The organism is Rhodococcus sp. IEGM 1302 (genome assembly GCF_030056935.1).
GTDB lineage: Bacteria > Actinomycetota > Actinomycetes > Mycobacteriales > Mycobacteriaceae > Rhodococcus_F > Rhodococcus_F qingshengii.
The window spans coordinates 41,541-59,397 of record NZ_JASHKY010000018.1 but is presented as its reverse complement, the minus strand read 5'-3'; the positions used below and the strand labels follow the sequence as shown (position 1 = coordinate 59,397).

The window sequence follows — 17,857 nt, the reverse complement described above, 5'->3', positions numbered from 1 at the left end:
GTGGAGGTCTCTGGCGATAATCGTCGCAAACTTACTTTCCGGAGTAGACCGCTTTGCCCGGTCCGACGTCGAGGAAACTGCGGACAGCGCCGCGTAGGTCATCGGTGGCGAACAGCGCACCGGACACCCCGGGAGTCACCGAATCCGCGTGGGCGATCCCACCGGAACGCCAGGCCGCCACGATCTGCTTGGTGGCGTCGTGGGCTCGCGTGGGCCCGTCCGCCAACCGGGCCGCCAGGGCACGCGCCGCAGCATCGACATCGTCGTGAACTGCATTGACGACGCCCCACGAGTGCAGGGTTGCGGCGTCGTAGAGATCGCCGGTCATGACCAACTCCCGAGCCCGTCCGGAACCGGCGCGCTCGGCCAAACGCTGCGGTCCACCCATGGACGGCGTCAGACCGACCACTGTCTCGACCAGTCCGAACTTCGCCTTCGGCGCCGCGAGGATGATGTCGCAGGCCAAGGAGATCTCGAAGGCAGCAGTCAGCGTCAGCCCGTGCGCCGCGTAGATGACCGGGCACGGCAACGCCTCGAGCGGATGGCAGATCTGGGCGAACAGTTCGCGCCACAATTCCGCTCCCTGCTCCGGGTTCAGTCCGTCGAACACATGGACGTCGACGCCGGCCGAGTTGACCTTGCCCTCGGCGCACAGAAGCACAGCGCGCGGTGGGTTTTCGGTCAGCGCTGCAACATCGGCGATGACGGCGTCGAACATGGCCTGATCGAACAGATTGAGTGGTCCGTGCGCGAACGTCAGGACAGCCACCTCGGCACCACCATCGGTGGTGAAGCGCTCGAGACGGGTGGGATTCGATTCGGGAGCAGTCATGCCGCCACACTGCCACATCGAACCGGCCTACGATCGTCGGGTGGACGGTCTGAGAAATGCACTCGCGGACGTTGTGGGACACCGGTTCGTCGTCGACGACGCCGACGTGTTGGCGACCCGTTCCACCGACCAGACAGGGCGCTACAGCGGGCGCGCCAGCGCTCTGGTCCGACCCGGAAATACCGCCGAAGTCTCGGCAGTGCTGAACGTGTGCCGCTCGCGCGGCGTACCGGTCACCATTCAGGGCGGGCGAACCGGTCTGGTCGCCGGGACGGTGCCCGAGCACGACGACGTCCTGCTCTCCACCGAACGCCTCGAGGCGATCGGCGAAGTCGATGTTGCCGCCGGTCGGATCACCGTCGGTGCGGGAGCGACACTCGCGCAGGTACATTCGGCGGCCGCCGCCGCCGGTTTGAAGTTCGGTGTCGACATAGCCTCGCGGGACACTGCGACGATCGGCGGCATGGTCTCCACCAATGCCGGTGGCCTGCACACGGTTCGATACGGGAACATGGCCGAACAGGTGCTCGGACTCGAGGTGGTACTCCCCGACGGAACTCCTGTGCGCCGGTCACCGAAAGTGTTGTCCGACAATTCCGGATACAACCTGCCCGCACTGTGGGTGGGCAGCGAGGGAACTCTTGGTGTGGTCACGGCAGTCGATCTGAAACTACGACGGGTACCGACTCACCGGGTCACGACGCTGACCGGTTTCGACCGACTGCAAGACGTCGTGGACGCGGGGCGTACGTTGCGCACTCTCGACGGCGTCGACGCACTGGAGTTGGTGGACGGCCGTGGTCTCGAACTGGCCGCACGCCATTTGAACGCCGCGGTGCCGACGGGGCGACCGTGGTACCTGCTCGCCGAGGTGTCCGCGGCCCACGATCCGCTGGAAGACCTGGCCGAGCTGCTCGAACGCATCGACCCACCGCAGACCCCGGCAGTGGCGGTCGACGATCCCGGCTCGACGCGTTTGTGGGCGGCGCGGGAGTGTTTCGCCGAAGTGGTCGGACTGTTCGGTCCCCCACTGAAATTCGACGCGGCGCTGCCGCTGGACTCGCTTGCCACCTTCGCCGAGGACGCCGCGGCGGTGATCGCGAGTCGTGCCCCCGAGGCAATTCCGATCCTCTTCGGACATGTCGCCGAGGGAAACATCCACCTCAACGTCCTGAACTGCCCGAACGCCGACACCGTGTACCGCAGCGTCCTCGAACTGGTTCGCGACCACGGCGGAAACGTCAGTTCCGAGCACGGGGTGGGCTCGCTCAAACGCAACTATCTGAACCTGGCCCTCTCTGCGGAGGACATAGCCACGATGTGGGCGATCAAGCGAGCCCTGGACCCGAGCGACTATCTCAATCGTGCAGTGATGTTTCCCGACGCGCTTCGGCACTGACGGCCATCGCGTCGTCGTGTGCGTCGCCGCGCAGAGGCCGAGCGAAGCACACCGAAGCGACGAAGCCGATGAGCAGCACGCCTGCGGGCAGCCAGATCGACTCCGACATCGCCGTGCTGAACGGTTCACGGACGAACTCGGGTAGGTGACCCACTCCGGCTTCGGAACTGCCGCCGGTCAGACCCTGAGCCGCCAATCGTGCGGTGATCAGTGCTCCGATCGCGGCACTGCCGAGAACCGCACCCACCTGCCGGGTGGTGTTGTAGACGCCGGCGCCGGCGCCGGCCTGCATCGGAGGCAGGTTGTGTGTGGCGGTGGCCGCGAGCGGCGACCAGATGCATGCGTTGGCGAAGCCGATCAGGCCGATCGGCAGGAGCAGTTCCCAGATCGCGACGTCGGGAGACATAACCAATGCCAGCCAGCCCAGGGCGATCGCGAACAGCAGGAAGCCGGTGCCCGCGATGTAGCGCGGATGCGTCTTGTCGACGAGCTTGCCGATGATCGGCGCAAAAATGCCGGTCAGCACGGCCATCGGAACGAGGAGGAGCGCCGACTGCGTCGGGGAGAGTCCGCGAACTGCCTGGGTGTAGAACATCAGCGGAAGGACCATCGACGTGATCGCGAAGCCCATCGCGGTGATGGCGACGTTGGCGAGCGAGAAGTTGCGGTCCTTGAAGAGTTCGAGTGGGAGCAAGGGCTCGTTCTTGTTGCGCGACTGGTAGAACACGAACACCGCGAGCAACACCACACCGGCGCCGATCAGGCTCCAGACGAATCCGTTCCAGTCGTACGAACTGCCTTCCTGGATTCCGAACACGAGCAGGAACATGCCTGCGGCGCTGAGAATCACGCCGGGAATGTCGAACTTGTGCTCGCTGGTCGGCAACGACGGAACAAGCTTCCACGCGAGGAGGAATGCGATGACACCGACCGGGACGTTGACGATGAAGATCCATTCCCAGCCGAGATTGTCGACCAACACACCACCGGCAAGCGGACCGACCAGCGTCGCAACACCGGCAACCGCGCCCCACAGGCCCATTGCGGCGCCACGCTTGTTCGGCGCGAACGTGCGTGTGATGACGGCCATCGTCTGAGGCGTCATCATTGCGGCGCCCAGACCCTGGAAAGCTCTTGCCACGATGAGCATCTCGACGCTGCCGGACAGACCACACCACAGTGAAGCGCCGGTGAACAGTACGAGGCCGATCATGTACAGGTTCTTCGGTCCGAACCTGTCACCGAGCCGGCCGGTGACGAGCAGCGGCACCGCGTACGCCAGCAGGTACGCGCTGGTGACCCAGACGACCTTGTTGATGTCGGTGCCGAGGTCCTCCATGATCGCAGGGTTGGCGACAGCGACGATGGTGCTGTCCACCAGAATCATGAAGAACCCGATACACAGCGCCCACAGCGCGTGCCAGGGATTGACCTGCTTTTCCATCTTCAGTCCTTAGGTAGTGCGGACGAGCCTGCGGAGCCGGCCAGCCGGTCGAGAAGTTCTTGTGAGAGCCAGGGCATTTCGCCGCTCTCGATGTCTGTCACCAACGCGCCGATCCACTCTCTTTCGGCGACGGTCAGTGCGTGGGCGTAGTCCGCGCCCACCGTGAAGATTCGTGGTTTTTCCGCCGCCTTCAGCGCTTCGTAGTCGGCCTCGAATTTCGCGATCGTCTTGTCGAGGTGCGCGAGACGAATTCGAAGCATCTGACACGCGGTGGACGCGGAGAGGTTGTGCATTTCGGCGAGCGCGAGCGGCAACCGCGGATACTCCCGCACCGGAACCGCCAACATCTCACGTAGTTGATGCTCGAGGGCCTCACGGCCCCGGGCGGTGATCTCGTACGTCGTCCGTTCGGGCCGGTTGCCCTCACGATCGGTCCCGATCGAAGCCAGAAGTTCCTGCTTCTCCAACCGGGAAACCGTGTGATAGAGCGATCCCGGCTTGATCTTCACCAACTGATCGCCCCGGCGAACCGAGGCCAGTTGATACATCTCGTACGGATGCATCGAACGCTCGGACAGCAGGCCCAGAACGGTGATTCCCAGAGGCGTCAGTGACACGTCACCCATGAGTCCCCCTCCCTGACAAGCCGCAATTGACTATTTCTTGACTATTCCACCTGAAATAGTCCACATGGAATATACGACCTCTGTCCATCTCGATCAACCCGTTCGAATCGGACTAGCCTGTAGCGAGTGGACGAACATCACCTCGACATCATCCGACTCGCTTGGGCACGTGAACTGGGCCTCGGCGACTCGGCACTTCGGCCGGGACACACGGCCCGCGTCGTCGGCGACGACATCCACGTTCTCGATCTGGCAGGCTCAGGTGCAATCGTCGGGCCGCAGTGGTTCATCGAGCGCACCGAGGACATCTCCGTCGACGCCCTGCTGCAACCGGCGCGTCTGCTCGAGATCGCCGGCGATCACGGCGGCCGAATCACCGGCCCCGTCGATCTCGCTTTCCTCGGCGACTACACGGACGCGCCACCCGACGAGCAACTACTGATTTCCCACGACATCGACGATGCCCTCGCCGTCGCTGCGCTGTGCCCACCCGACGACAGCACCACAGCCGACCTCGGGAACCGGGCGCGGTGGTTCACCGCCCTCACCGATTCCACCGAGGTGCTCGGATGCGCGGCGTACTCCGAATTTCAGGGATTCGTGGCAGATCTCACGACCCTGACTGCTCCAGCGCATCGCCGTCACGGAATCGGCTGCGCAGTAACGCTTCTCGCTGCGGAGGACGCTCTCGATTCCGGATTGATCCCGCAGCTACGCACAAGTCGCGGCAGTGCGATCGGAGCGACGCTTCCACGTAAAGCCAAATTCGACGTTCTGGGGGCATACGCTCGGGTACACGTGCACCTGCCCAGTTGACACTCGAACGAGAGGGACCGCAGATGAGTACGGAAGACGGCGCGAGCGAACCGACATTCGTCGAAGAGGGTCGTGAATTCAAACGCGACACCAACTACATCCCGACCCGGATCACCGAGGACGGCCGCGACGGGTACCCCGTCGAACCCGGGCGATACCGGTTGATCGTGGCACGTGCCTGCCCGTGGGCAAACCGCGCCATCATCGTCCGCCGCTTACTCGGCCTCGAAGACGTACTGTCGATGGGCATCTGCGGTCCGGTTCACGACAAGCGAAGCTGGACTTTCGATCTCGACCCGGGCGGCGTCGATCCCGTACTGAAGATCCCGCGACTGCAGGACGCATACTTCGCCCGAGATCCCCACTACCCCAGGGGAATCACGGTGCCCGCCATGGTGGAGATCGCCACGGGCAAGGTGATCACGAACGACTACCCACAGATCACCCTCGACTTCTCGACGCAATGGAAGAAGTACCACCGCGAAGGCGCACCGGATCTGTACCCGGAGCCCTTGCGAAACGAAATCGACGAAGTGGCCGAGTACGTTTTTCGCGACGTCAACAACGGCGTCTACCGCTGCGGTTTCGCCGGTTCACAGCAGGCGTACGACGAGGCATACGACACGCTGTTCGCTCGCCTCGACTGGCTCACCGAACGTCTTGCCCGGCAACGTTTCCTGGTGGGCGACACCATCACCGAAGCCGATGTGCGCCTGTTCACCACGCTGGCGCGGTTCGATCCCGTCTATCACGGCCACTTCAAGTGCAACAGAAGCAAACTCAGCGAGATGCCGGTGCTGTGGGACTACGCGCGCGATCTGTTCCAAACCCCCGGATTCGGTGACACCATCGACTTCACACAGATCAAAGCGCACTACTACATCGTGCATTCCGAGATCAATCCCTCCGGAATCGTGCCCAAGGGACCGGAATTGACACACTGGCTCGAACCGCACGGACGCGAACAGTTGGGTGGCCGACCGTTCGGGGACGGCACACCACCTCATCCGCCCATCCCGTCGGAAGTGGTTCCGGCAGAGCACTGGGCCACCAGGTAGGTCGCGGGGGGCTACTCCCCTGCGTACGTGCCGAAACTCCAGTACACACCTTCGGGATCACGGCAGGTGAACCCCCGCGAACCGTAGTCCTCGTCGCGCAATCCCTGCGTGATCGTGGCGCCCGCCGCGACAGCGCGTTCGTGGAGTGCATCGGCGGCGTCCGCGTCGTCCACGACGATGTACACCGAACCGATTCCAGGCGGCAGGCCGGCGATCGCAGAATCGGTGCGCGGCGAACCCAACATGATGCCGCCACCGCCCGGCCAGTCGAGTTGGGCGTGGTCCACCACGTCTCCCTCTCCGTAGACGGCCTTCTCCACGAAACCGAAGGTGCTCACCAGAAAGTGGATTGCCGCACGGGCGTCGAGGTAGCGCAGCGTCGGCCAGATGGTCGTCGAACGAGATTCCGAAGTGGCGGTCATAACACTCGAACTCCTGCCTGGGAAAACTCACGAAGAAAACCGAGTCTCGTACGAGCCTATGGCCCCGGTGATCACCGCCGCCAGCGAAAACTTCACCTATTCTCGAGATACGGTCCACCTCGCTTCAGAGGAGGACAACTGTGGAGGGGCAGCAATGAGCAAGTCGACGAACAACGACAGCGGGCGTATCGAGAAGGTCCTCGTTTCCGTTCTCGACAACGGAAGCCGCCTGCAAGCGCCCGCAGTGGCCAAATACGTCAACCATGTCCGTAAGGCCCACCCCGACGAGTCACCCGCTCAGATCGTCGAGCGGATGGAGAAGATGTTCATTCTCGCCGTGACCGGAAGCGGCAGTGCCGTCGGCGCCACCGCCGCCGTGCCGGGCGTCGGAACGGTCGCGTCCATCGCTGCCGTCGGTGCGGAATCGGCTTTCTTCCTCGAGGCGTCAGCGCTGCTGACGTTGGCAATTGCGTCAGTGCATGGAATCTCCGTACAGGATCACCAGCAACGACGTGCCCTGGTCCTGGCAGTCGCCCTCGGCGAATCCGGTATGGAGATCGTGCAGAAGGCCACCGGAATCACAGCCAAGAACTGGGGAACGGCAATCACGAGCAAGATTCCCGGACCCACGATGAGGGGAATGAACAGCACCCTCGTGCGGAAATTCGTGACCAAGTACGCCGCCAAGCGCAGCGCACTGATCCTCGGCAAGCTCGTTCCGGCCGGAATCGGTGCGGTCATCGGCGGTGCGGGCAACCGTGCAATCGGCAAGGGCGTCGTCAAGAATGCGCGCGAAGCCTTCGGACCGGCACCGGCCAGGTGGACCGACCACCTGATCGTGATGCCTGCCGACGATGCCGCAGTGCTTCCCCAGACAGAGACACGCCGGGCCATCCGCAGATAGCCGTCCGGGCCGTAGGCTCGCATCACGTATTCGCCGCCGACCCGGGAGCAGCATTGACGAACACCGCAATGGGATCCTTCTCTGCCCCCATCGAGATTCGTGGGTTGACGAAGACGTTCAAGGCGGCGCGCGCGGTCAACGACCTGAGCTTCGACGTTCAGGCGGGCTCGATCACCGGGTTTCTCGGCCCGAACGGTTCGGGCAAGACGACCACGTTGCGGATGCTCCTCGGACTGGTGTCACCGACGTCGGGATCGGCCACGATCAACGGCACCCCGATGCGTTTGCTGCCCAACCCGGCTCGGACCGTCGGCGCAGTACTCGACGTCGGCAGTCTCCATCCGAAACGAACGGCGCTCGGTCACCTCGAGATCTACGCGGCCGCTATCGGCATGCCGACTCAGCGCGCGGCGCAGGTGCTGGACATGGTCGGTCTGAGATCGGTCGGAGTCCACAAGACCGGCACCTTCTCGCTCGGGATGCGCCAACGCCTGATCCTTGCCACCGCGATGCTCGGTGATCCCGAGATCCTCGTGCTCGACGAACCCGCGAACGGACTCGACCCCGAGGGCATGGCGTGGCTTCGTCAGTTCCTGCAGACCTTCGCCGGTTCCGGCCGAACGGTTCTGATCTCGAGTCACGCGCTTCGTGAAGTGGAAGCGACCGTCGACAGCGTGGTCATCGTCAGCGCCGGCTCACTCGTCTACCAAGGGACCATGGACGAACTTCGCCGCTCGCAGCGCAGTCGACTGCTCGTCTCGTGTTCCAACCCAGCGCTCCTCGCCACGGCATTGGCCGCTCGCGGAATCATCGACGCCCAGATCACGCAGGACGGACGGCTCGCCGTGGGCGGCACCGACACGTCGGTGCTCCCACCGGTGGCATCCGCCGCCGGTGTCACGATCTTCGGCGTCGCAACCGAAGGCGCAGATCTCGAGCAACTGTTCCTCGCGATGACAACACCGCAGTACGCGGTTCCCCAGGTCGGATACCACCGCCCACCCGGTCCCGGTTCCGGACCGGGCTATTACGGCCCTGCCGCATACGGACCTTCCGGAGGACACCGATGACCACGCTCGTGCGCGCGGAGACACTCAAAGTTCTCACCCTGCGCTACTGGTGGGCACTGGCCATCGCACCGGTCGTCGTGGCCGTGCTGATTGCTGCCTCCACCAGGACGTTCGTCGAAGCCGTGGCCGATTCGGCAGACACCACCTTCGACGTCGATGTCGTGTCCACCGGCGTCAGCCTCGGTGTCTCCAACACGCTTGTCCTGGTGTTCGCGGCTGTCTTCGGAGCACTCACCGCCGGATCCGAATTCGGCTACAAAACTCTCACCACGACGTTCCTCACAGCTCGCGGCCGTGACGGAGTTCTCGGCGCAAAACTTGCCGTCGTCGCGGTATTCGCCGTCGGCTACGCGTTGGCGGTCGAAGTAGTCAGCATCGGCGCGATGTTGCTCTTCGGCCGGGACTTCAGCTTCACCACCGATCTCTTCGCCATCTGCGCCGCAGGCATTCTGGCGTGCGCTCTGTGGGCACTGCTCGGCGCCGGGGTGGCACTGCTCACCGGTTCGTCGATGGCCGGTGCCCTCTCGGTCATCCTGTGGTTCGTCTTCGGTGAATGGATCGTCCGCGCAGTGCTGCTCGCGATGGATCTCGGCGGGGTCGGGGCCGCGCTTCCGGTGTCGGCCACGATCGGCACGATCATCAATGCGGCCCCGTCGATCGACGTCGACGCGTTTGCGTCCTGGCCGAGCGGCCCGATGATGCTGGCAGCTTGGGTGGTTCTGTTCTGCGGGCTCGGTTGGCTGCGGACCAGGACCCGAGACATCACCTGAAAAGGCTGTCTGGGGCCGGGTCTACCGTGGATCTCGATGAACACGATCAACACGGACAGTCCGGTAGCTGGAGAGGTCGATCGAGCTCCGGGCTGGATCCGCCGCTTGGCGCACGCATGCTGGTTGCACCGAAGAGTTGCCATCGGCGCGCTTCTGGTGACCGTCATCGCTTCGGCGATCGACATCTCGTTTCCTCTTCTGACCCGCTATGCGCTCGACGCCGCAAGCCAGGAGAACCCAGGCAAGGTGATCGGGTTCGCCGCGCTGGCGATCGCGCTGCTCGCGGTCGTGCGCTTCGCGTGCCAGTACGGCCGACGGATGCTTGCCGGCCGACTCTCGCTCGATGTTCAACACGACTTGCGGCTCGCCCTGCTCGGCTCGCTGCAACGCCTCGACGGACGCGGGCAGGATCAGATCCGCACAGGCCAGGTGGTATCCCGGTCCATCACCGATCTACAACTCGTCCAGGGTTTGCTCGCGATGGTGCCCATGTCCGCGGGTGCGCTCCTGCAATTCGTGCTCGCGATCGGCATCATGGCGTGGCTCTCGCCGCTGTTGACTCTCGTCGCTGTCGCCGTCATCCCCGCAGTCGGGCTGGTGGTGTTCCTGATGCGACCGATGCTCTTCGCCGCAACATGGTCCGCGCAGCAGCGGGCCGCCGACCTCGCCCAACATGTCGAGGAAACCGTCACGGGCGTGCGCGTCGTCAAGGGATTCGGGCAGGAACAACGAGCCGTCGACCAACTCGAAAAGCACAGCCGCACGCTGTATTCGGAGCGTCTTCGCGCCGCGTGGTTGAACGCGAAATTCGCGCCGACCATGGCCGCCTTGCCCCAGCTGGGGCAGGTGGGAGTGATCGCCCTCGGCGGGTATCTCGCACTGCACGACAAGATCACCGTGGGAACGTTTCTCGCGTTCGCCACCTACATCGTGACGATGACCGGAGTCACCCGAACTCTGTCGTCGGTCATCGTCATGGCGCAGCTGGCGCGCGCCGCTGTAGAGCGTGTCTACGACGTCATCAACGCTCAGCCGGACATCGCCGATCCTGACCATCCGGTGGACCTGCCCGACGGTCCGCTCGGCGTCACCTTCGACGACGTGGCATTCGGGTTCGACACCGAACGCGACGTCCTGACCGGGCTGAACCTCCGCATAGAACCGGGCGAGACCGTCGCCGTCGTGGGGCCGGCCGCGTCGGGCAAGACCGCGTTGTCCTTGCTTCTCCCCCGGTTCTACGCCCCGACTTCGGGTGTAGTGACCGTCGATACCGCGGGCGAGACGTTCCCCATCGGCGAACTGCGCACAGAACAGCTTCGTGCCGCCGTCAGCCTGGTCTTCGACGAACCTTTCCTGTTCTCGGACACCATCGCCGCCAACATCGCACTGGGGCGCGAGGACGCCTCCGACGAGGACATCCGCGCCGCAGCTGCATTGGCACAGGCAGACACCTTCATCGAGGCACTCCCGGACGGATACGACACCGTTGTCGGTGAACGAGGTCTGACGCTGTCGGGCGGCCAGCGTCAGCGCATCGCGCTTGCCCGAGCCCTCCTCGTCGACCCGCGGATTTTGGTCCTCGACGACGCCACCTCCGCGGTCGATGCGGCAACCGAGGCTGCGATCTTCGACGCGTTCCGGGCCAGACGACGGCAAACCACGCTGATCCTCGCGCACCGGCGATCCACCTTGACGCTGGCAGATCGCGTCGCGGTTCTCGACGGCGGACGGATCATCGACTCCGGAACCGTGGACGAGCTGGAAGCGCGATGTCCGCTCTTTCGCGCCCTGTTCTCCTCGCCGCCGGAACTATCCGCCGAAATCGACGAGGCCGGCCCTGATGCTTTCGGACATCAACGCCGCGAGCCCACAGCCGAGCAGCTGTGGCCGCAGGCTCCGGAATCCGAAGCCGACAGCACTACCGCTTCGGCGCAGAGTGCCGGCGGACCGATGGCCGGAGCGCTCAGCGGAATCGCGGTGACTCCGTCTCTGCGGGCAGCAGTCGACGCTCTCCCACCCGCACGCGAAGACCCCGGAATTGCTCCTGAGAGCCTGCGCGAATCGAATCCACAGTTCTCACTCCGACAGATCTTGAGGCCGGTCCGCTGGGTTCTACTGGCGGTTGTCGTGTGCCTTGCCCTGGACTCCGCCGCGGCGATCGCATTTCCCTCCCTCGTCAGATATGCGATCGACCACGGAGTCGTGACCGCAGACAGCACCACACTCTGGATCGCGACGGCGTTCGGCGCGCTCCTGGTCGCCGCAGACTGGGTCATCGTGGCGGTCATGACGGTGCTCACGGCCCGAGCCGGTGAACGCGTGCTGTTCGGGCTCCGCGTCCGCAGCTATGCACACTTGCAGCGCCTGGGTCTGGACTACTACGAACGGGAATTGTCCGGCCGCATCATGACGCGTATGACCACCGACGTCGACGCGCTCTCGTCGTTCATCCAAACCGGTATGTCGACGGCGATCGTGAGCGTCCTGACCGTCGGCGGAATTTCGATCGCCCTCCTGGCGACCGACGTGACGCTCGGCCTGGTGGCGCTGGCCGTCATCCCACCGCTCGTGGTCGCGACCGTGGTCTTCCGCAAGATCTCCTCGGTTGCCTACAGCCAGTCCCGCGAACGGATCTCGCTCGTCAATGCCGACTTCCAGGAGAACATCGCCGGTCTGCGAGCGGCTCAGGCCTACCGCCGCGAAGAAGGTGCTGCGCGTAGGTTCGCAGAACGCTCCGAGAGCTACCGCCGATCGCGGATGCGGTCGCAGCGAGCCATTTCGATCTACTTCCCTTTCATTTCGTTCCTGTCCGACCTCGCGTTGGCCGCGGTCGTGTTCGTCGGTGCGCACCAGATCGCCAACGGATCGACTTCGCCCGGCGTACTGATCGCTTTCGTGCTCTACCTCGGTCTGCTGTTCGGACCGATTCAGCAACTCTCACAAGTGTTCGATGGTTACCAACAGGCAAACGTCGGATTGCAACGAATCGGCGACCTGCTGCGCACTCGCAGTTCGATCGAGACTGCCGACAGCGAGGATCTGATCGCGATCTCCGGACGACTCGACGGCGCCGTCCATCTCGACGGGGTCGGGTTCCGGTACTCGGGTGCGGACGTCGACGCCCTCTCCGATTTCGATCTGCAAATTCCGCCGGGCACGACCGTCGCTCTGGTCGGCCGAACCGGTGCCGGGAAGTCGACGGTCGTGAAGTTGCTCGCCCGCTTCTACGACCCGACGTCCGGGTCGGTCGACGTGGACGGAACCGACATCCGGAACTTCCACCTCTCGCAGTACCGACGTCGCCTCGGCGTGGTCCCACAAGAAGCCCATCTGTTCACCGGCACGGTCGCCGACAACATCGCGTACGGCAGGCCGTCGGCGTCGCACGCGGAGATCGAGGAAGCGGCACGTTCCGTCGGCGCACTGAATTCGATAGCCGACATGCGTGGAGGCATGAATCATCCCGTCGGCGAGCGCGGCCAGGGGCTCTCGGCGGGCCAACGCCAACTGATCGCATTGGCCCGTGCCGAACTCGTCGACCCCGACCTTCTGCTCCTCGACGAGGCGACTGCGACGCTCGATCCCGCGACCGAACGGATGGTGCTCGAAGCAAGTCGGTCGGTCACCCGGAAACGGACTTCCGTCGTCGTAGCTCACCGCCTCGCGACAGCTGCCCGAGCGGACCTCGTTGTCGTAGTTGACCGGGGACGTATCGTTGAATACGGCCCGCACGATGTTCTGCGGTATGCCGGTGGTCACTACTCGGGACTCTGGGATGCATCGCAGGCGCGTGAGGGGAATAATCTGACGTCGAGAACTGTCATCGAAGGCAACCCCGTCGCGTGACAGTCGGCACGGATTTGTACCGCCGAGAGGTAGTGCGCGATCGCAAGATCACGGACTTCCGTGAGACAGCTCACAAATTGTGTGCCGCACAATTGCTCGTCACACGCTCGGGCTAATCTCATGTATATAGGCGCTCTGATCGGGTACCGAAATAGAAACGAGGCGAACACCTGCCGTGAGCAGCAGTTCTACATCCCAATTCGGACAGAACCAGTGGCTGGTTGACGAGATGTACCAACGCTTCCAGGACGATCCGTCGTCCGTGGATCCCAGTTGGCACGAATTCTTGACCGATTACTCGCCGGACTCGGCGAACACGGGAGGTGGAAACGGGACTGCCTCGAACGGCAACGCGGCTGCACCCGCCGCTGTTGTAGCTCCGCCTGCTGCTCCCAAGGCCACGCCTCCCGCCCCCAAGACCGCGCCTCCTGCGCCGCCTGCCAAGGCTGCCGCTCCGGCCCCCGCGAAGACGGCAGCGCCCGCCGCCAAGGCCGCCCCGGCCCAGCCCGCAGCAGCCAAGCCCGCGGCCGCTACTGCGAAGCCCGCCCCTGCCGGCGGAGCCGAGGAAACCAAGGTTCTCCGCGGCGCCGCAGCCGCAGTCGTCAAGAACATGTCGCTCTCGCTCGAGATCCCGACTGCAACCAGCGTGCGTGCCATCCCCGCGAAGCTGATGTTCGACAACCGCATCGTCATCAACAACCACCTCGCGCGTACCCGCGGCGGCAAGATCTCGTTCACCCACCTCCTGGGTTACGCGATCGTCCAGGCAGTCAACGCGTTCCCCAACATGAACCGGCACTTCGCCGAAATCGACGGCAAGCCGAACGCGGTCACGCCCGAGCACACCAATCTCGGACTCGCGATCGACCTTCCCGGAAAGGACGGCAACCGCTCACTGGTAGTTGCCGCCATCCGGAACACCGAGTCGATGAACTTCGTCCAGTTCCACGCGGCATACGAGGACATCGTCCGACGCGCCCGTGAAGGCAAGCTCACCGGCGAAGACTTCACCGGCGTCACCATTTCGCTGACCAACCCGGGCGGTATCGGCACGGTTCACTCCGTTCCTCGCCTGATGAAGGGCCAGGGCGCCATCATCGGTGCCGGCGCGATGGAATACCCCGCCGAGTTCCAGGGCGCCAGCGACGAGAAGCTGGCCGAGATGGGCGTCGGCAAGTTGATGACTCTCACCTCGACCTACGATCACCGCATCATCCAGGGTGCCGAGTCGGGCGATTTCCTGCGCACGATCCACAACCTGCTGATCAGCGACGAGTTCTACGACGAGATCTTCCACGCGCTCGGCAACCCGTACGAGCCGGTGCGGTGGCGCAAGGACGTGCCGGAAGGCGCTGTCGACAAGAACACCCGCGTTCTCGAACTGATCGCTGCATACCGTGACCGCGGCCACCTCATGGCCGACACGGACCCGTTGCAGTTCGTCAAGGACAAGTTCCACAGCCACCCCGACCTCGACGTCATCAGCCACGGCCTGACGCTGTGGGATCTGGACCGTGAGTTCAAGGTCGGCGGCTTCCACGGTCAAGAGAAGATGAAGCTGCGCGACGTGTTGAGCGTGCTGCGCGACGCGTACTGCCGCCACGTCGGCGTCGAGTACACGCACATCCTCGAGACGGATCAGCGTCAGTGGATCCAGGACCGCGTCGAGGGCCATCACGCCAAGCCTTCGGTCGCTCAGCAGAAGTACATCCTGAGCAAGCTCAACGCCGCCGAGGCCTTCGAGACGTTCCTGCAGACCAAGTACGTCGGCCAGAAGCGCTTCTCGCTCGAAGGCGCCGAAGCCGTCATCCCGATGATGGACGCCGTGATCGACCAGGCCGCCGAGCACCAGCTCGACGAGGTCGTCATCGGCATGCCGCACCGTGGCCGTCTCAACGTGCTTGCCAACATCGTCGGCAAGCCGTACTCCAAGATCTTCACGGAGTTCGAGGGCAACATGAACCCGGCAGCCGCTCACGGCTCCGGCGACGTGAAGTACCACTTGGGTGCCAGCGGAACCTACATCCAGATGTTCGGTGACAACGACATCGCTGTCTCCTTGACCGCAAACCCGTCGCACCTCGAGGCCGTCGACCCGGTTCTCGAAGGCCTGGTCCGCGCCAAGCAGGACATCCTCGACAAGGGTGAAGAAGGCTTCACCGTCCTGCCGCTCATGCTGCACGGTGACGCTGCATTCGCCGGTCAGGGCGTTGTCGCCGAGACGCTCAACCTCTCGCTGCTTCGCGGTTACCGCACCGGTGGCACCGTGCACATCGTCGTGAACAACCAGGTCGGCTTCACCACCGCTCCGGAACATTCACGCTCGTCCGAGTACTGCACCGACGTCGCGAAGATGATCGCCGCACCGGTCTTCCACGTCAACGGCGACGACCCCGAGGCTTGCGTCTGGGTTGCTCAGCTGGCCGTCGACTTCCGTGAGAAGTTCGGCAAGGACGTTGTCATCGACCTCATCTGCTACCGCCGTCGCGGTCACAACGAGGGCGACGACCCGTCGATGACCCAGCCGGCCATGTACGACGTCATCGACACCAAGCGCAGCGTTCGTAAGAGCTACACCGAGTCCCTCATCGGTCGCGGTGACATCTCGCTCAAGGAAGCCGAAGACGCACTTCGCGACTACCAGGGCCAGCTCGAGCGGGTCTTCAACGAGGTCCGTGAACTCGAAAAGTTCCAGCCCGAACCGTCCGAGTCCGTCGAACTCGACCAGACTCCCCCGGCTCGCCTGACCACGGCTGTCGCTCCCGAGGTCCTCGAGCGCATCGGTGATGCGTTCGTCAACGTCCCCGACGGCTTCACCGTTCACCCGCGCGTCAAGCCGGTTGCCGAGAAGCGCCGCGAGATGGCCCGTGAGGGACATGTCGACTGGGCGTTCGCAGAATTGCTCGCGTTCGGCTCGTTGGCCGAGCAGGGTGCCTTGATCCGCCTCGCGGGTCAGGACTCCAAGCGAGGAACGTTCACGCAGCGTCACTCGGTCCTCATCGACCGCAAGACCGGCAACGAGTACAGCCCGATCGCCAAGATCGCTGCCGACGCCGAAAACGGCGGCAAGTTCATGGTCTACGACTCCGCACTCACCGAGTACGCAGGTCTGGGCTTCGAGTACGGCTACTCGGTCGGTAACCCCGACGCTCTGGTCCTGTGGGAAGCGCAGTTCGGTGACTTCGTCAACGGCGCGCAGACCATCATCGACGAGTTCATCTCTTCGGGTGAGGCCAAGTGGGGTCAGCTCTCCGACGTCGTGCTGCTCCTGCCGCACGGTCACGAGGGTCAGGGTCCGGACCACACCTCCGGTCGCATCGAGCGTTTCCTTCAGCTGTGTGCAGAAGGCTCGATGACCGTTGCGGTTCCGTCGACTCCGGCCAGCTACTTCCACCTGCTGCGTCGCCATCACCTCGACGGCATCCGCCGTCCGCTGGTGGTTTTCACGCCCAAGTCGATGCTGCGTAACAAGGCTGCCGTCAGCAACGTCGAGGACTTCACGACGGGCAAGTTCCGTTCGGTCTTCGAGGAGCCGGCATACGAGAGCGGCGAAAGCGCACGCGAATCGGTCAAGCGGGTTCTGCTGGTCAGCGGCAAGCTGTACTGGGAACTCCTGGCGAAGAAGCACAAGGACGAGCGTGACGACATCGCCATCGTGCGCATGGAGCAGCTCTACCCCGTGCCGAAGCGTCGCCTCAAGGAGACCCTGGACCGTTACCCGAATGCGGATCAGTTCCGTTGGGTCCAGGAAGAGCCCGCAAACCAGGGTGCGTGGCCGTTCCTCGGGCTGGCTCTGCCGGACCTTCTGCCGGAGACCTTGACCGGTATCAAGCGCATCTCGCGCCGTCCGATGTCCGCTCCCTCTTCGGGATCGAGCAAGGTCCACGCGGTGGAGCAGCAGGAGATCTTGGACGAGGCGTTCCTGCCGACCAACTGATCCCAGTAATTTGACAAGGGCCGGGCCCCACATTCCGCAAGGAGTGTGGGGCCCGGCCTTTCTGCGTTCACGTCAATTCGATTGCAGCAGACCCAGATCCGGCCCGGCATCGAAGCCGACGGCGGCCAGTGCCAACGCAGGTAACGACTGAACCGTCAGGTCGATCAGTTCCTCGCGGGTGATGGCGGGCGCTCGGAGCCAACTGATGGTGGCTTCCTCGACAAACGCGATCCAACCGCGAACGGCCAACTCCACCTGAGGTGTTCGAGTCAGGCCGATCTTCGGGAGCTGATCGAGGGTTCTCTTGGCCATGATGTCGCGAGTCTGCTCGAACACCTCACGCATCTGCGGATCCCCGCTGGCGGTCCCCCGGAGCAGCGAGACGTAGGTATTGCGGTTCTCGGTCACGTAGTCGACGTACGACGCCAGCACCGAGCGGAGGGTGAGCATCGGATCGTCCGACTCGCTCGGCTCGGTGCGCTGGAGCATCTGTTCACTGCTGTGTCGGACGATCGCCAGATGGAACTCGCTTTTCGACGCGAAGTAGTGGAACAGAAGCCCCCGCGAGACACCAGCCTGATCGGCGATGTCCTCGACGGAAATCTGTTCGAGCGGCCGTTCGGCCAGCATCCGCGCCCCGAGGTCGATGAGTTGCGCTCGGCGTTGCGCAGGGTCGAGCCGTGTTCGCTTTACTGCGTCCATGCCCAATAGACTACTGAATATTCGTCAATAA

The 17,857-nt window shown here is 64.0% G+C and carries 13 protein-coding genes; 8 read left to right on the top strand and 5 right to left on the bottom strand.

Going from position 1 to position 17,857, the window contains the following annotated elements; all coding sequences use genetic code 11:
* Positions 1 to 31: 31 nt before the first annotated feature.
* Complete coding sequence (locus tag QM609_RS21300) at positions 32 to 850, bottom strand: enoyl-CoA hydratase/isomerase family protein (protein WP_371683536.1); 819 nt, start codon at positions 848 to 850, stop codon at positions 32 to 34.
* On the opposite strand from QM609_RS21300, the gene QM609_RS21295 reads away from it, so the two are divergent.
* Positions 831 to 2,231 (top strand): FAD-binding oxidoreductase, encoded by a 1,401-nt coding sequence (locus QM609_RS21295; RefSeq protein ID WP_050656191.1) that lies wholly within the window; start codon positions 831 to 833, stop codon positions 2,229 to 2,231. The genes QM609_RS21300 and QM609_RS21295 overlap by 20 nt on opposite strands.
* Here the strand turns inward: QM609_RS21295 and QM609_RS21290 are convergent.
* Positions 2,191 to 3,675, bottom strand: a complete 1,485-nt coding sequence (locus tag QM609_RS21290; protein WP_003945132.1) for a DHA2 family efflux MFS transporter permease subunit — start codon at positions 3,673 to 3,675, stop codon at positions 2,191 to 2,193. The genes QM609_RS21295 and QM609_RS21290 overlap by 41 nt on opposite strands.
* Before the next feature lie 2 nt (positions 3,676 to 3,677).
* Positions 3,678 to 4,301, bottom strand: coding sequence for a PadR family transcriptional regulator (locus QM609_RS21285; protein WP_007736146.1), 624 nt, complete (start codon positions 4,299 to 4,301; stop codon positions 3,678 to 3,680).
* 126 nt (positions 4,302 to 4,427) lie between these two features.
* On the opposite strand from QM609_RS21285, the gene QM609_RS21280 reads away from it, so the two are divergent.
* Together QM609_RS21280 and QM609_RS21275 are read left to right on the top strand one after the other, a co-directional pair.
* Entirely contained in the window at positions 4,428 to 5,117 is a 690-nt protein-coding gene (locus QM609_RS21280; protein ID WP_050656192.1) for a GNAT family N-acetyltransferase, read from the top strand.
* A 23-nt stretch (positions 5,118 to 5,140) separates the two neighbouring features.
* Positions 5,141 to 6,175: a glutathione S-transferase family protein gene (locus QM609_RS21275; protein WP_042450363.1), complete on the top strand. Its 1,035-nt coding sequence runs from the start codon at positions 5,141 to 5,143 to the stop codon at positions 6,173 to 6,175.
* 11 nt (positions 6,176 to 6,186) lie between these two features.
* Here QM609_RS21275 and QM609_RS21270 read toward each other — a convergent pair whose 3' ends face one another.
* Positions 6,187 to 6,597: a VOC family protein gene (locus tag QM609_RS21270; protein WP_003945129.1), complete on the bottom strand. Its 411-nt coding sequence runs from the start codon at positions 6,595 to 6,597 to the stop codon at positions 6,187 to 6,189.
* A gap of 154 nt (positions 6,598 to 6,751) precedes the next feature.
* On the opposite strand from QM609_RS21270, the gene QM609_RS21265 reads away from it, so the two are divergent.
* The 5 genes from QM609_RS21265 to QM609_RS21245 all read left to right on the top strand — a co-directional run bounded on the left by QM609_RS21265 (position 6,752) and on the right by QM609_RS21245 (position 17,124).
* On the top strand, positions 6,752 to 7,501 hold the full coding sequence (locus QM609_RS21265) for a hypothetical protein (protein WP_003945111.1): 750 nt from the start codon (positions 6,752 to 6,754) through the stop codon (positions 7,499 to 7,501).
* A 68-nt stretch (positions 7,502 to 7,569) separates the two neighbouring features.
* Positions 7,570 to 8,571: an ABC transporter ATP-binding protein gene (locus QM609_RS21260; RefSeq protein WP_007736138.1), complete on the top strand. Its 1,002-nt coding sequence runs from the start codon at positions 7,570 to 7,572 to the stop codon at positions 8,569 to 8,571.
* Positions 8,568 to 9,341 (top strand): ABC transporter permease, encoded by a 774-nt coding sequence (locus tag QM609_RS21255; RefSeq protein WP_007736136.1) that lies wholly within the window; start codon positions 8,568 to 8,570, stop codon positions 9,339 to 9,341. Before QM609_RS21260 ends, QM609_RS21255 begins: the two co-directional genes overlap by 4 nt.
* Positions 9,342 to 9,377: 36 nt before the next feature.
* Positions 9,378 to 13,187, top strand: coding sequence for an ABC transporter ATP-binding protein (locus tag QM609_RS21250; RefSeq protein WP_050656194.1), 3,810 nt, complete (start codon positions 9,378 to 9,380; stop codon positions 13,185 to 13,187).
* A 175-nt stretch (positions 13,188 to 13,362) separates the two neighbouring features.
* On the top strand, positions 13,363 to 17,124 hold the full coding sequence (locus tag QM609_RS21245; protein ID WP_050656195.1) for a multifunctional oxoglutarate decarboxylase/oxoglutarate dehydrogenase thiamine pyrophosphate-binding subunit/dihydrolipoyllysine-residue succinyltransferase subunit: 3,762 nt from the start codon (positions 13,363 to 13,365) through the stop codon (positions 17,122 to 17,124).
* Positions 17,125 to 17,196: 72 nt separating this feature from the next.
* Here QM609_RS21245 and QM609_RS21240 read toward each other — a convergent pair whose 3' ends face one another.
* Complete coding sequence (locus QM609_RS21240; RefSeq protein WP_007736130.1) at positions 17,197 to 17,826, bottom strand: TetR/AcrR family transcriptional regulator; 630 nt, start codon at positions 17,824 to 17,826, stop codon at positions 17,197 to 17,199.
* Between the last annotated feature and the right edge of the window lie 31 nt (positions 17,827 to 17,857).

Coding starts and splice junctions, on each gene's coding strand:
- QM609_RS21255 (WP_007736136.1), top strand. CDS start 8,568: ATGACCACGCTCGTGCGCGCGGAGACACTCAAAGTTCTCACCCTGCGC.
- QM609_RS21270 (WP_003945129.1), bottom strand. CDS start 6,597: ATGACCGCCACTTCGGAATCTCGTTCGACGACCATCTGGCCGACGCTG.
- QM609_RS21275 (WP_042450363.1), top strand. CDS start 5,141: ATGAGTACGGAAGACGGCGCGAGCGAACCGACATTCGTCGAAGAGGGT.
- QM609_RS21290 (WP_003945132.1), bottom strand. CDS start 3,675: ATGGAAAAGCAGGTCAATCCCTGGCACGCGCTGTGGGCGCTGTGTATC.
- QM609_RS21260 (WP_007736138.1), top strand. CDS start 7,570: ATGGGATCCTTCTCTGCCCCCATCGAGATTCGTGGGTTGACGAAGACG.
- QM609_RS21285 (WP_007736146.1), bottom strand. CDS start 4,301: ATGGGTGACGTGTCACTGACGCCTCTGGGAATCACCGTTCTGGGCCTG.
- QM609_RS21240 (WP_007736130.1), bottom strand. CDS start 17,826: ATGGACGCAGTAAAGCGAACACGGCTCGACCCTGCGCAACGCCGAGCG.
- QM609_RS21250 (WP_050656194.1), top strand. CDS start 9,378: ATGAACACGATCAACACGGACAGTCCGGTAGCTGGAGAGGTCGATCGA.
- QM609_RS21300 (WP_371683536.1), bottom strand. CDS start 850: ATGTGGCAGTGTGGCGGCATGACTGCTCCCGAATCGAATCCCACCCGT.
- QM609_RS21295 (WP_050656191.1), top strand. CDS start 831: ATGCCGCCACACTGCCACATCGAACCGGCCTACGATCGTCGGGTGGAC.
- QM609_RS21265 (WP_003945111.1), top strand. CDS start 6,752: ATGAGCAAGTCGACGAACAACGACAGCGGGCGTATCGAGAAGGTCCTC.